10 protein-coding genes and 2 pseudogenes are annotated in these 14,278 nt (G+C 67.9%); 6 read left to right on the top strand and 6 right to left on the bottom strand.

Translation table 11 applies throughout. The annotated features are described in order from the left end of the window. Positions 1 to 468, bottom strand: a 468-nt coding sequence (locus ACIRU3_RS44855) for a transposase (RefSeq protein WP_404069785.1), incomplete at its 3' end; no start/stop codon positions are given. 42 nt (positions 469 to 510) lie between these two features. Here ACIRU3_RS44855 and ACIRU3_RS44850 point away from each other — a divergent pair. From ACIRU3_RS44850 to ACIRU3_RS44825, 6 genes and pseudogenes are all read left to right on the top strand, one after another. Beyond that, entirely contained in the window at positions 511 to 867 is a 357-nt protein-coding gene (locus ACIRU3_RS44850) for a recombinase family protein (protein ID WP_404069783.1), read from the top strand. A 719-nt stretch (positions 868 to 1,586) separates the two neighbouring features. After that, positions 1,587 to 2,138: a DUF4142 domain-containing protein gene (locus tag ACIRU3_RS44845; RefSeq protein WP_404069781.1), complete on the top strand. Its 552-nt coding sequence runs from the start codon at positions 1,587 to 1,589 to the stop codon at positions 2,136 to 2,138. Positions 2,139 to 2,780: 642 nt separating this feature from the next. Then, positions 2,781 to 3,047, top strand: a pseudogene (locus tag ACIRU3_RS44840) (DUF3099 domain-containing protein); the annotation flags it as partial. A 515-nt stretch (positions 3,048 to 3,562) separates the two neighbouring features. Continuing rightward, positions 3,563 to 4,048 carry a universal stress protein gene (locus ACIRU3_RS44835; RefSeq protein WP_404069779.1) on the top strand — a complete coding sequence of 162 codons (486 nt, stop codon included), beginning with the start codon at positions 3,563 to 3,565 and terminating at the stop codon, positions 4,046 to 4,048. Positions 4,049 to 4,916: 868 nt separating this feature from the next. Then, positions 4,917 to 6,365, top strand: a complete 1,449-nt coding sequence (locus tag ACIRU3_RS44830) for a gluconate:H+ symporter (RefSeq protein WP_404069777.1) — start codon at positions 4,917 to 4,919, stop codon at positions 6,363 to 6,365. Between the two features lie 340 nt (positions 6,366 to 6,705). Further along, a pseudogene (locus ACIRU3_RS44825) lies at positions 6,706 to 6,927 on the top strand (GNAT family N-acetyltransferase); the annotation flags it as partial. Between the two features lie 59 nt (positions 6,928 to 6,986). Here ACIRU3_RS44825 and ACIRU3_RS44820 read toward each other — a convergent pair. From ACIRU3_RS44820 to ACIRU3_RS44800, 5 genes are all read right to left on the bottom strand, one after another. After that, complete coding sequence (locus ACIRU3_RS44820) at positions 6,987 to 7,532, bottom strand: TnsA-like heteromeric transposase endonuclease subunit (RefSeq protein ID WP_404069775.1); 546 nt, start codon at positions 7,530 to 7,532, stop codon at positions 6,987 to 6,989. A gap of 28 nt (positions 7,533 to 7,560) precedes the next feature. Further along, positions 7,561 to 10,524 carry an NACHT domain-containing protein gene (locus ACIRU3_RS44815; protein WP_404069773.1) on the bottom strand — a complete coding sequence of 988 codons (2,964 nt, stop codon included), beginning with the start codon at positions 10,522 to 10,524 and terminating at the stop codon, positions 7,561 to 7,563. 1,370 nt (positions 10,525 to 11,894) lie between these two features. Beyond that, positions 11,895 to 12,509: a hypothetical protein gene (locus tag ACIRU3_RS44810; RefSeq protein WP_404069771.1), complete on the bottom strand. Its 615-nt coding sequence runs from the start codon at positions 12,507 to 12,509 to the stop codon at positions 11,895 to 11,897. Between the two features lie 492 nt (positions 12,510 to 13,001). Beyond that, positions 13,002 to 13,676, bottom strand: a complete 675-nt coding sequence (locus tag ACIRU3_RS44805; RefSeq protein WP_404069789.1) for a Type 1 glutamine amidotransferase-like domain-containing protein — start codon at positions 13,674 to 13,676, stop codon at positions 13,002 to 13,004. A 290-nt stretch (positions 13,677 to 13,966) separates the two neighbouring features. After that, the gene (locus ACIRU3_RS44800; protein WP_404069769.1) at positions 13,967 to 14,248 is read right to left on the bottom strand and encodes a hypothetical protein; all 282 of its coding nucleotides are present in this window, start codon (positions 14,246 to 14,248) and stop codon (positions 13,967 to 13,969) included. Between the last annotated feature and the right edge of the window lie 30 nt (positions 14,249 to 14,278).

Below are 14,278 nucleotides of genomic sequence, written 5' to 3'. Positions count from 1 at the left end.
GTCCAGGGGCCGGGTGCGAAAGGCGGTCAGCGGCTCGTCCAGCTCGCCGCAGATCCGGGAGACCTCGCTCTTGGATATCCCGCTGTCCCCGCCCAAGGCCTTGACCAGGTCGTCGACCGAGCGGGTGGAAACCCCGTGGACGTAGGCTTCCATGATCACGGCGTAGAGGGCCTGGTCGATGCGGCGCCTGCGCTCGAGCAGGCTGGGGAAGAAACTGCCGGTGCGCAGCTTGGGGATCTCCAGCTCCAGGTCACCGGCCTGCGTGGTCAGGGTCTTGTCGCGGTGCCCGTTGCGGAACGCCGTCCGCGAGGCGGAGTGCTCGTTCCACTCGGCCCCGATGTGCGCGGCAGTCTCGGCCTCGATCAGTTCCTGCAGCATCCGCTCGGCCACCCTGCGGACCAGCTCAATTCCATCGGACGAACGTAGTGACCGAAGCAACCGCAGTAAGTCATCCTGGGACAGGGCCATCGTGCACTCCCATCGCTTGAACTGGCGTTTTAGCAGGGAGAGTTGCACGATGGCCCACCCCTTGGTCAGGGAGCGGCCACCCCCATCAGGCGTGCGCCCCGGGCAGACACCCGCGCACACCCACACCTCGATCGCCTACACCACCAAGCGGGACGCCATCAGAGGCAGTCACTCAACCGGCAGATTCACGCCCTCACCGAAGCCGGGTGCATCCGGATCTTCGCCGACCAGAACTCCGGCAAGAACGCCGAGCGCGAGGAACTCCGGAAGGCTCGCGACTACCTCCGCGAAGGGGACACCCTCGTCGTACCGTCGCTCGACCGGCTCGGCCGGTCCATCCAGGGAACGCCGTTTCCTCCCGGTGGGACGCCTTGTTGGGCTGATCGGGTGAACGCCTGAAGCTCGACGACAAGGGGCGGGTGTGCGACAGGAGTGGTCGCCGGAAGACGTGGTGGCTTGCTGAACGATGGACGGCAACCGGGCCCTGGTGGCAAACGAGTCCGACCCGACAGGCCGCGAGTACGGACGGCGGTCAGATCGTGGGCCGGATCCGGAAAGGCAAGCACGCACGTAGTTCCCGGAGACGTGCTGATCTTGGTTGGGAAACCGTCTACCAGGAGCTCGTCCTCTTCGCACACCCCGCTGTCGGCATCTTCCCCGCGTCGTCGGCTTGGGAAAAGACTCCATGTCGCCCTCGCGGCACAGGAGATGCCGGTCCCGCGATTCGGTGATCTTGTCTATAACCTGTCGGGGCCCTCATCCTCCCCTGAGCCGTCCGACGCCTGGAAGCGGAAGTCCCTTGGTCTCGTGTGGCTTCGCGACGTGCGGGCGGCCTTCTCGCGCCGAACGATGGCATGAGCACACGGGGACCAGCTTCCTCGCACCGCCAGGGCACGGCTGTCCGCTGACGGATGAGGGCCGTGTCCCCCAACCGGAAAGGAGGATTCCCCCAGGCGACCCTCCGAGTGGACGACAGCGGGTTCGGGGGGCACGCGAAAGCCTGAAGGGCCAGGACATGCAAGCGCGTCACCAGCCCCGGACACCGCACCCGCAAGGCGTGGCACACCCGGATCGACAGCTGCTGTCCGTGCCCGTGGCTCTCGAAAGGATTGTCAGAAATGAAGCAGCTCAATCGGTCGGTGTCGGCGGCTCTGGTCGCCTTGTCTGCGGTGGGGATATCGGCGGGGGTCGCGTCCGCGGACAGCGGTGCCCCGTCAAACACGCATAATGCCAAGAACTTCGTAGAGTTCATGGCCAATGTCAACGTCAGTGAGATCGCGGCGGGAAGCAACGCTCAGAAAGGCGCGACAACCGAATGCGTCCAGCGGGCGGGCCGCGTCCTGCAGGAGAATCACACGCAGCTCGAGGAAAAACTCAAGCCGCTCGCGCATTCCCTGGGCGTCCAGCTCCCGGGCGGCCCGACCAGAGCCGACCAGAAGATGTTCGCTCCCGTAGCCCTCAAGGCACACACACCGGCGTACGACACAGCCTGGCTGAAGATGATGTACCAGGGTCACAAGGAGGTTCTGGCCACGATCGACCACGAGATCGCGAACGCGCACAACAGCCAAGTCAAGGCCTACGCCGAAGCAGCCCGCCCAATCATCCAGTCGCACCTGAAGATGGTCGACGACAGCACGTGCCACATGCCGCCGCGCACGGCGAGCTGAATGACGGCGGACGGGTCCAAGACCGCCACCAAGCGGCGAGGATCGTGAAGGCCGCCGTGACACCAAGGTCGCCACCCTGCTGCCAGACTGCTGGCGGCGGGGCGGCGCCGACATGATGACCGCGGCGTGCCGGCCAAGACCGTGCGCGTGCATCGGCGCTCTTCGGCCTGCGTGGGGGCAGGTGCGCCACAGCCGGGACGCCAAGCGACCGCTCGCACCGCCCTCGTGCACCCCCTCTTTCGGAAGGCGGATCCACGCGTGAGTGAACACCATCTCATCAACGGAACGCGCCCGTCCGACGTCGAAGGCGTGGGCTGCAGCAGAGGCCTGACGCACCGGCACGTCAGCCTGATCGCCGAGGCCGGGGCCCTCAGCACGGGCAGCTTCCCCGGCGCGGGCGACCCTCACACAGACACGAATCGGTTCTGTGCGCAGGTACCGCGCCTGTACGGCTTGAGGAGTCGGGGGGTTCGGGGTCGGCTACCGCGAGGGCGTCGTCGAGGTCCCCTGTCCCGCCGAGCCGGCAACCCCGCCGCCGGCAGGTGGGCTTTCGCCCAGCCCCCTCCGGGCCCGGGTCAAGAACAGCCGGCCTCAACGGCCCGCGGGGCGAGGCCCCCCCGCCCGGCCTGCTCCACGGGCACCTACACACGACGCCGTCACATGTACTTCACCCTGATGGGGATGTGTGTCGCGCTCTTCGTCCCGGCCTGGGGCATGGCACGCCTCTGGTCGCCGGCCACGGCGGCCGGCCTGTGCGCGCTCGCGATGGTGATCCAGCCTGTCGCCGCCGTGATCGCCAACCGGCGCGGCCCCGACGACCTGTCGTGGGACAGCCCGTCCGGCGACCCGGAATCCGCACGTTGGTGGGACGAGCCGGACGACACCCCGTGCCACCAGCGCACGCCTTGACGATCAGATAGCTCGCCGTCCCGGTTGTACGTCATACGGTCATGCCTGATCGCCAGGCACCGCGGCCCTCCTCCCCGGAGCCGGGCCCCGGGGCTCGGGGCTCGGGGCTCGGGGCTCGGGGCCCGAAACGATCGCAGAGGTATCCCCCCGGCCCGACTAGCCGATGTGCGGACGAGCCGACGAGCCGACGGTCGGCGAAGCGCGCAGGGCCCGGCCGGGGCGTGTCTGAGGTGGCCATCCAGGTCCTCGAAGTACACGCCGCAACCGCCTCACAGGGCGGCTGATCTGCCCGGCACGGCGCGGTCCAGGCCGACGTAGCGTGTGACACCGGCCGCCTCCGGACCGGGGCTGATGACCGGCACGGCCCGAGGTCCGTGCCACCACGGTCGCAGGCGACGGACCACAGAGCGTTCCCCCACCCGCTCCGCCGTCCGGGGGACCTGCCGCGGCCCACGGCAGTCCTAGCGTCGTGACAGCAAGGTTTGAGCCCACCCAGCAGGTGAAGCGAGAGTGTCATGCGAAACGAACGAAACGACCACCACGCACGCGTCATCGTCGGCGTCGACAACCAGGAGGGAAGCATGGCGGCACTCCAGTGCGCGGCCGAGGAAGCCCGCCGACGCAATGCCGTCCTGGTGGCCGTGGCCGTCTGGAGCCCGTTCGGGGGCGACATCGCCGAGCGCACCTATCCCTGCCCCCAACTGGACGCCTTTCAGAAGGCGTCGGCGGTGACCATGCTCGAGAGTGCCTGCGAGCGCGCCGGCCTTCCCGACGACCTCACGGTGGAACGCCGAGTGGAAAAAGGCTTTCTGGGACCGGTCCTGGCCAACCTGGCCAACGGTCCGCATGACCTGCTCGTGGTCGGCCTGCGCTACCGGCAGGGATTCTCCTGGCTGCGTCCCTCGACCGACAAGTACTGCCTGCGCTACGCGGCAGCACCAGTCCTCGTCGTGCCCTCCGGCTGGGCCTCATGCGCCGCCGAACCCGCACTGATCGCCTGAAGCCGAAAGCGCCCGCCCCCATCCATCCGTCCGCCCCGGCCCGGCAAGCCCGCGGTACCAACGGAACGACAAGCCCACCGGCCCCGCCCACAGGCCACGCCCGCTACGCCCGCCACGCGAGAACCGGCCCGGCGGGCACGGCCACTGCCCACCCGGCCCCCGACACCGTCCCGCGCGCCCGCCCCGGACTACGCGACCGAGCCCCGGTCACCGCGGCGCCCGACGACACCGCCGCCCACCGCCGACCCCCTCACCGCCGTGCACAGCAGGGCTATCGGTATACGAGGGCGCAGCAGGAACGCAAGGGGCTGCGCAGCGGATACGATCCACATCCGGCCGGCCCACCGCAGGCATGCCACCGGCCGGGCCGCCCGCCCGGCGCGAACGGCGACCACCGTCCGCATACAGCCGCCGGGCACGGCCGGCAGCGCCGCTACGACCCAGGCATGAGCCCGGAGCCCGACGGCTCTGGTTCCAGGCAGCGATGACATGATCGCCCGAACAGCTCCTACGCGGTGGGGCAGGTGTCCGGCTTCCTGCGGCGGTGCGTCGCGGCCGGAGCCGGCTGGGCAAGCAACTCGATGGCTGCAGGACAGCTCTGGGCTGGTCGGCTCTTCCTGTGAAGCGGAACACCACGGGCGGAACCGTCCACGAGACATCACCGCCGACGGGTGGGTGATCAGCTCGGTATCTGTCATGGATCGCGCTGATCGAGTGATCACGGCAGCCGTGTCCTCGTTGCATCGGGCTGGTGCGCGCTCAGTGTGGTGTGGTTTGTCAGGTTGTCCATCCGCGACCGGGCGGTCCGTCATCCTGCCCCGGAGCCCGCGCTCCAGACACAGCGGGGAATGGGAACGGAGACCACTGGATGGTGTGCTCAGCGGCCGGGCTGTTGTCGGCGGATCGAACCTGGACCTCTGAAGACACGTGGCTGCTGGTGGTGGTGGGCGTGTCCATCGCCATCGTCGTCCTACTCATCAGCTGGCTGAAGATCCACGCCTTCCTGGCTCTGACGGTGAGTTCGCTGACCGTCTCGCTGCTGGCCGGGCAGTCCGCCCAAAAGGCCATCGTCTCCTTCACGAGCGGGCTGGGCCTCATTACCGGTTCGGTGGGCGTACTCATCATTCTGGGCGCGATTTTGGGCCGCATGCTGGCCGACTCCGGTGGCATCGAGCAGGTCGTCAACACCTTGACCCGCATGGTGCGGCCAGAACGGCTGCCGTGGGCGGTCACTCTGGTCGCTGCCCTTATCGGTCTGCCGATGTTCTTCGAGGTCGGCTTCGTGATGCTGATGCCTTTGGTACTGCAACTGGCGAAGCAGATTCAGTACCCGGTGCTGCGGGTGGGCATGCCGGTCGTGGCCGGTCTGGCCACGGTGCACGCGCTGGTCCCCCCACATCCGGGACCACTGATCGCGATCCAGGCGGTGCACGCGTCCATCGGTCTCACCATGCTCTACGGGCTCCTCGTAGCCGTGCCTTGCGCCATCGTTGTCGGCCCCCTGTTCACCGCCTACATCTGGCCCCGTGTGCCGGCCCATGTGCCCGACTCCGCCACTGCCGCCTTCACCACCGACTTGCACCACCGGAACGGCGCAGCAGGCACCGACTCCGATACGGGGCATGCCAAAGGGGCAGCCCCCTACCGGATGCCGAGCCTTCCGGCCACTCTCGGCACAATCCTGCTTCCCATTGTGCTGATGACGCTCAAGGCCGTCTTCGACAGTATTCCGATGTCCCACGGCGGCACGCTGTTCGCCGTCGTGGAGTTTCTGGGCACCCCGATGATCGCGCTGCTGGTCACGGTATTCGTGTCGCTGATCACTTTCGGGTATGCGCTCGGATTCAGCCGGCGCCACGTTCAAGCATCCCTGGCCAGGAGCTTCGCACCCGTCGCGGGGGTCATCGTGATCGTCGGCGCCGGTGGGGGCTACTCGCAAGCCCTGCAGGACACCGGTGTCGACAGAGCTGTCACCCAGGCGGCAGGCCACCTGCACATCCCGCTGCTCCTCCTTGCCTGGCTTGTCGCCGCATTGATGCGGACCATCGTTGGTTCCGGCACGATTGCGACCATCACCGCCGCCGGCATCGTCGGCCCTCTTTCGCACGGCCTGGCATCCTCTCAGGCGTCACTGCTCGCCCTGGCGCTGGGGTCGGGCGCAGCCTTCGCGGGTCACGTCAACGACGCGGCTTTCTGGATGGCCAAGGAGTATTTCGGCACGTCGATCAGTGGGACGCTCCGGACCTGGACGGTGTCCCACACTCTGCTCTCTCTCACGTCCTTGGCCTGTCTTCTGCTGCTCAGCACCGTGGTGTGAAGGCGCCTGAGCCGGGCCACATGGGGTTCGGGCGCGTCGCGGCGATCGGAGACTGCGATGACCGGGGAAGAACGGGCGCGTGAACGCGTCCGAGTCGTACAACCCCGTCACGAACGCCTGGACGACGCTGCCCTCGTTGCCCACTCCCCGGCGTCGTGAATCAGTCGCCGTGGGATCCGCTGCCGGCGAGGTGGCGGGCGCTCGTAGGAAGCCGCGAGGGAGCGATGCGCCGGGGCCCGAACGAGCAGGGACGCCGGACAGCCATTGGTCGGATCGATGAGCTCGATGGACTCGCCCGTCGCCTGCACATCGCTGACCTGCGTGACTGGGTTGGGTGAGTTTGCACGCCCGCATCGAAGACGTGGTCGTTGACGGTGCGGCGCGAGGCCAGGGAGTCGCTGGTCTTCTCACCCAGGAGGCTCTGCGGATTTCTCGGGAGTCGGGTGCCCGAACGGTGGATCTCACCTCCCGGCCGGATCGTGCGGCAGCGAACCGGCTCTATGAGCGTCTCGGCTTCCGTACCAGGCAGTCGACCGTCTATCGCCTCCCGCTTGACGGGTAGAGGACCCCACCTTCGTGGGGCTCCGGCTGGCAGTTGTCGAAGCTCAGTGAGATCGCTACTCAGTACCGGTGGGAGAGGTAGAGCGGGCTCCGCAGTGCTTCCGCGTCGGCTTCACCGGGCTGGCGCGGTGGTTTCGCGGGGAAAGACCGCGTCACGATCCGCCTGCTGCGGTGGTAGGCAACCAACTTGTGGGTGGAGAAGTACTGCTCAGCCCACTGGACCAAACCCGGCGTCGCGAAGACCTCCCGGAGCCGACCCGCGGCCGCGACGTGCAGATACCGTGGGTGCCGGTAGCGCGACAGCCACCTGACATTCGCCAGCAATACCGCACCCGGCGTCCCCAGACGCTCGAACCTCCACCCGGCCTGAGCACGCACCGGGCGCGTCACCTCGAACGCTTCGGCGTCCTTCGGTTCGATCCGCTCGTCCGCACGGACATCGACGGCCGCTGCCGAGCCGTCCACGCAGCGGACGAAGTAGTCCGGAGCGTGACGACGCTCCCGCTCGTCGTCACGCCAGTGCAGCCGGAACGGGTGCGAGCAAATCCTCGCCACATGTGGATCGGGGGCGCGGCCTCGTACGCCGTAATAGCCGCGCGTGGACATGAGACCGGGTGTGGGAGTCTCTGGTGCCTCAAGGGCCGGTCCCCGGGGACAGGCACTGGCGCTGGGCCAGCAGTCGCCGTACGCGTGTCCGCACCTCGGGTGAAACATGGTCGAGGGCGCGCAGCACCCGGGTGCGCACGGCCTCCTCTTCGCCGGGTGGCAGCTCTCCTGCACCAAGCAACAGTTTCAGCACATCGTGCGCCAGGGAGGTGGCCGGACCACCTGGTGAGGTGAGGAAGGTTGTGACGGCTGGTCCGAGCCATGCGAAGACCGGGTCCATGGCGTGCCGAACGACGCCGTCGTTCGTGCCGCCGGACACGTCCATCTTGTGCTGGATTTCGTCCCAGTACGATCGGGACCAGCCCCGGCCGTCGTTCCCCTCGGGGTTGCGGTACAGCCAGTTCATGTCCAACGGCTCCGGCGGATTCACGGCGCCCTCCCGGAGAGATATCCCCAGCTCCCTTCCAGTCTCGTTCCATGCGTGCCCGGTGGAGAGGCCGAAGTCGGTCCACTGTTCCTCATCGAACGCGGAACGCCACAGCAGGACGTGGCGGTGCCATGCGCTGGCATGGTCGCTCCAGGTCGGGAACAGCTCACCGGAGGAGACACGGCCCTTCAGGAGGAGGATCACCAGGACCAGGTTGGCTCCGTAGATGCCGTGCCGGGCCGAGGTCCTCAGCCCAGGTGAGGCAGGGAAGCGGGATGGCCGGTAGGCGCTATGGGGCTCATGCGTGCGCTTCCCATGTTGCTGCAGGACGGCGATGAGGAGGGCCGCCAGCCGACTGCGCTCGTCGGGCCGGATCCGGCGCACCATCGATCCGGCGAACCGCAGCATCTGCCGAGAAGACAGTGGCGCGTAAGAGAGCAGTGTGTACGCGAGATCGTCATCGATGCTGCTCTCGGCCATGGACAGGGAGGGGCGGGGCGCCAGCAGGCTCGTGAGCACGTGCAGAGATAGGCGTACGACCAGATACTCGCCGAAGGTGGCGTGCAGGAACTCGTAGGTGGCCAGCACGCGCCCGTCCCGCACGGACTGGGCGCGCTGGACGAAGAAGAAGCGAGCGAGAGCCACTTCAGCGGCTCCGAGCGGAGTACGGAACCCGGAAGCCTGGGCCGAGGCCCGGCCCATGAGCGCGGCGAGATCTTCGTCGAGTTCAGCGGCCGACACCCACTGGCGGCGGCGGTTGTGCAGGGCGAAGGCGACCAGGGAGAGCCGTTGCAGCTCCCGTTCGGCGCGGGCCCGCGCCTCCTCATCCTGTGCGGCGGCGGGGACAGTCTTGTCGATCTCACGGCGGGCGAAGGAGGTGAGTAGTTCCTCGTACAGCTCGGCCTCGTCGAGCGGGCTGTCACTGTCGCGCAGCAGAGCGTTGTCGGCGGCGTCGTACAGCGCCAGCATCGTCAGCAGCAGCGGCTGCGCGGCGAGGGCCTGGTGTCGTTCGACGGCCACCCAGTCCAGCGGTCGCAGCCCACGGGCAGCGAAACGGTCGGCGTTGGCCTCGTTCCACAGCACGAGCCAGTGTCGGATCTGCTCGGGACGAAACGGTTCCAGGCGCAGGGCGACAAGGCCCTCGGGATAGCGGGCCCGGTCGGCGACAGCAATGCGGCTGGTGACGAGGGCGCGGATGGGCCGGCCCTGTTCCGCCTCACGCTGCTGGAGGCGCGCGACGCGGATGAGGAAGTCACTGTGGTGGACTCCGGTGGTCTGCAACAGTTCGTCGAACCCGTCGAAGAGCAGGACGGGCACAGCTCCCCCGGCCGAGCGGACCAGCTCTGGCCAGGACGCCCGTTCCCCGGTCGCGGTGCGCACGGCCTGCTCGATCTGGTCCTGCAGGTCGTCCTCGGCACGTACGTCCCGCAATGGCACGCGAACAGGCAGGAAGCCAGCGGAGGGGAGCCGGGAGGCGAGGACGCGCGTCAGCACGGACTTTCCCGCCCCCGGCTGCCCCAGCACGAGGAGCGGCGCTCCAGCCGCTCCCGCGTACGTCAGGGCTCCGGCGAGGTAGCCGGTGAGATCGTGGCGTAACGGGGCCTCCTCCCACCACGACTCGGTGGCTGGCCCGCCGGCACCAGCCACCTCGCGTACCCGGAAGTCCGGGTCCAGGTACATCTCTCCCAGCATCGGTACGCGGATGCCTTCTGGTCCGGACGAGGCGTCCAGGACGGGGCGGGACGGTGCGGCCTCGGACGATCGGGCCAGAGATGCGGCAACGTCCATAGGGGGACGTCCTGTCCTCGCCAGGTCGGCCAGCAGCTCGGTCACTCCCCGAAGCGAGCGGCGCACCTCGGCCCGGGTTGCCCGATGCTCGATCTGAGTCGTCCAATACCCGAACTCCGGGGCTGCTTGCGCGAGCTGGGCATACAAGGACTCGTAGTGCCGGACTGCCTCGCCGGGCAGCTCGGCCCGGATCGCCCTCCGAGCCTCCTCCCGTGCCGTCTCCGTCTGCGATACCCAGACATGCAGTCCCTCAGCGAAGTCGAGAAACCGGCCGGACAGGCCCTCGTACCAGCGTCGCAGCTCGCCCGTGACAGCCTCGAAGGGCCGGTGAGGCGCGGGGCACGGAGCGTCAGTGGCGGCGAGCAAGCGGGCGAATGCGGCTCCGCGCTCTGCCGCGTGCGATGCGCTGGCGAGGGCGAGCTGTTCGCGGCGGGTCAGCTGCAAGTCCGCCAGGCGGACGGGCAAGTGCAGTTCCTCCAGCGCTTGGAACCAGGCGAGGACGACGATCACCGTGTGGGCGGCTTGCAGCAACTCGGGACGCTCGGCACGACCCTCCGCTCGGCCCAGGCACCGCCCGAGGCCTCGCACGGCGCCCCGGCCCAGCGCCAGCACGCTGCCGCGGGCGTCCGCGATCCGCACGAGCCCGTCCCCGACACCACCCGTCGCGAAGTTGAGCGCCCCGCCCCGAGCCCGGTCCAGCATGGCGACAGCAGGTGGATCGCAACCCAACAGCGCCAACGCATCCGAAAACGACAGCAGCCTACGTACCCCTACCACGCCCCCTGGTCCGTGATTCGGTTGCGACGGTCCCTCACCGCACTCTGGCACAGGGAAACGGCGCGGGACTGCTCTGTGAAGAACCACGACGCCGAGAATGCAGGTGGCCAGGGCACAAAAGGCCAGAAGCAGAGGCAGCACATCGTCAAAGCCCAACAGGCGACGCGAGCGCGTGCACTCCCGAGCGTCCCGGGCAAGGGAGCAAGGCACGAGCTCCGAGAGGCCAGCTGCCGGGGAGCACTGCCTGCTATTACGCCGTAATAGCTGCCGTGGGACGCTTCGACGCGACCTGGTGCCAGGGGAGAGTCCGGGCGCGTGGCTACAGCGCCGTGCTGTCAACGCTGCTGCACTCCACTCGGGGTGGGGCCTGGGCCTCGGAAAGGGCGGATTCCCCGATGGGCTTCCGAAGCTCCCTGGTGAAGTGGAGCGCCGCGTCTGTCCGGGGACGGCGGGCGCGGCTCTCCGGGGTTTCGGCTCTGCTCAGGTGTGGTGTCGATGATCACGAGATACTGATCACTGGGCAGGTCCATCACAGCGTGAGCATTGGTGCCTCGGGCGCGCCGCGCGGAGGCGTACTCTTCCGCCGGCCAGGACCCGCGGGGTTCTCCGGCGGGGAACCGCTCCAGGACCAGGATGCTCGGCATGTCTGGTCGCGCGCGGGGCTTCGGAGTGGTGGCGGAAGGATGCGAATGGTTCCGGCCGGGGCATCCCAAGGAGCTGTTCGACATGGTGATGGCATACGCGGGCCATCCCGTCCGGACTGCCCTGGAGATCGGCGCTGGGACAGGCAATGCAACCCGGCTGTTCGCTCAACGGGGGGGGTGACGGTCACCGCGACGCGAGCCACTTGAGCTGCAGAGACGGCCGTAGGGGCTGATCCGAAGGGGCCGATGGCATGCGGATACGTGTTGAGGAAGGCCAGGTCGCTGCCAGTGTCACCGTCAAGAGCCTGTCGAAGAGCATTCCGATGGGCGTCATCGAGACCGCCCAGCTCGCAGACCCTTTCGAGAAGGAATGGCGCCCAGTCCAGGTCGAGGACGTCCGTCGACGGTGGATCCCAGAGAGGATCTCCATCCGGCGACGCGTCGGCCGACTGACGGCAGTATCCCGACGACGTCCACCGGTTTTCCCTACTTGGTCTTGTCGGTGGGGTTTCTCGGCCCCTTGTTGGGGCGGTAGCTGGGTCCGTTCATGATGACTTGTGCTGGTGTTGATGAGCCGGTCCAGGAAGGATCCGGCGACGATGGGGTTGAGCCAGAGGGGATACCGGTCACAGATCCGTTGCCACGCAGGCGAGTTGGCTGCTTCTAGTCCCGCAGGGCATCGCCCTTGCGGGCGCACCTGGCGGCGAGGACCAATCCGGCCGGCGGCTACTTGATCGCCTTCCGTGTTTCGGAACGGACCTGGACCGTGGTCCTGGCAGCGGCCTCCAGGTCGACATCGGAGGGGTCCTGACCCATGCTTGCCGAGGTGATCAGGGCCACGCAGGCTGCCGTGTTGTCGTCCGCCCAGGCGCACAGCGGGTAGGTCATCGCCGTACCGGTCCTCTCGGAGCTGATCACCTCGCAGCTGACCGTGATGCCCGCGCCGTCCGGGGTGAAGTCCTGCGCCGACTCGGCCACATCCTCCTTGTCGTCTTCGGTTACGGGCGTCATCATCCTGCGGCGTATCGAGTCGACGTTCTTGAACCGGCCATCCATACCGGAGACGCTCAGGGTGCCCTTGGCGGCATCACCGTCCAGGGTGTACAGGCCGACCACGCCTCGCGGGTCCCTGACGTCCCAGTCGGTGTTCGCTTCCTTCTCGATTCGTTGGCCGCTGGTGTCGGAAAGGTTCTTGGAGAACTTGTAGCGGCCGTCGAGGAGGGTTTTGGGCTGTGTCAGGGCGTAGTTGGCATCTGGGTATCCGCCGTCGAACTTCACTCCGACCAGCGCAAGCGTTACCCCGATCGCGGTGAACCCGGCAACCAGGACTGCGATGACCATGCCGATCCGCCGCCTCGGCGAACGCCCGGAAGCCACCGGAGGCACCCCCCAGGCGTAGGGCTGCTGGGGGAATCCAGCTCCGTACTGCGGTGCGACGGGCGGTTGCTGGCCGTACGGCCCAACTGGCCCGGGCTGCGGCCCGTAGGGAGCGGGACCGTACGGGCCCGGCGGCTGAGGCGATGGCTGACCGTACGGGTAGTGCGGCCGCTGAGGTGGAGGAGGCATGGACACGCCAGCACGTTACTGCACGCGGTCGGCGGCGCGGTCAGTTGGCGTCTCCGGGGCGGATCGCACGGTCGAAGTTCGAGCCGCAGAGGATGATTTGTCCGCGTCCGTGCCGCGCTGCAGGACGCCGCAGGCGAGGGACTCTCCGCCGGCGCCGGGAGGGAGTCCACAGGTGCTTGCCGGTCTGCCGGTCCTCCGTCCCCTCGTGGTAGGTGGCGTACGCAGCCAAACTCGTAGCCACTGGCTCTGTCACTCCGGAAGAACGCTTCATGAGGTCGGGTTGAACAACTTCCAGTGGCCCTCGGAGACCACTTCGACGGCGCCGTTGACCACCTTGATGGCGGTCTGCTCGTCGATCGCATACGCCGGACCCGCGATCTGGGCTGCCCATCGATCTGCCTCGGCCATGGTGTTCTCCGGACAAGCCGGATGATCCAGGTGCGGGAAGATCGAAAAATCAACCACGCCCAGCGCGCTGTCCCCGCCGGCGCGGGGCTTCCAGCCCACGAAGTCCTCCCCGACGCGGGGGGTCATCACCAAGCTCCCGGCGCTGAGTCCCACATAGACCGTGTCGGGCAGCGACGGAAGGAGTCCAGCCAGCCCGGACTCCCGCATCCAGTGGCACAGATACAGAGCGTCACCGCCATTGACCAGCAGAACGTCGGCCTTCCGGACCCAGGAGACCCAGCGCGCTTCGTCGATGCTGGGCAGCGCGGTGAGCTCCAGCACGCCCACCGACTTCCACCCCAGCTCGGTCATGGGGCTGGGAGATCGTCCGCAGATGAACCGCCACGGCCCGCCCGGATCGGCGCCGGGGCCCCCATACCCCGCGGTGGGAATGCACAGGGCACTGGACTCGGCGATCGGCTTACCCAGGAGGTCGACCAACGCATCCTGGATGCTCACGTTCTTGATACCGGAGTCGGTGAGGAGAAGCTTCATCATGTCCTTCCCAAGGTCAGGAGTCATCCTCAGCGAGTCCAAGCCCTTCAGGGAAGCCCTCCAAGAACTCGCGGCGCGAAGGATCGGCCTCCTCCGCAGCCATCGAACCAAGTAGGCCGATGAACTTGCCTCGCTAATCACTCGTCAGCTGAGTCACAAGATGGGCGACACCCTCCAGGACCTTGACCGCGTCACCTGGATCCACCTGCTCGTCCTCGCGCCCCTCAACGAACCAGAGAACATCGACCAAAGCCTCCGCCAGAGGGTGACGGGCCCTTCGGATTCCGGCATCACTGCTTGACCGGCGGCCCCTCGTCGTCCGGCTCTTGGTGTTCCTCCACCAACTGCTCGATCTCCCCGGGGACTCCGTACAGCGCCTCCAGGACCAGACCCCACGCCCGGTCCCGCAGCTCCTCTGGCACTTCGTCCTCGATCTTCTCCGCGAGCCTGCCGATCTCGACCCGGGCGTCATCCTCCGTGCCCGTGGTCGGCGCGGTCATCGCCTCCCACACGAACCGGCCCGCCCCGGCCGCCACCCGGCCTATGCTGCCGAGCACCGAGCCCACATCCATCTGTGCTTCCTCCCCTTGTGGATGGTGTCC

It is taken from the genome of Streptomyces sp. NPDC101151 (genome assembly GCF_044768335.1).
In the GTDB taxonomy this organism is placed as follows: domain Bacteria; phylum Actinomycetota; class Actinomycetes; order Streptomycetales; family Streptomycetaceae; genus Streptomyces.
This window is presented reverse-complemented; position numbering and strand designations above follow the sequence as displayed.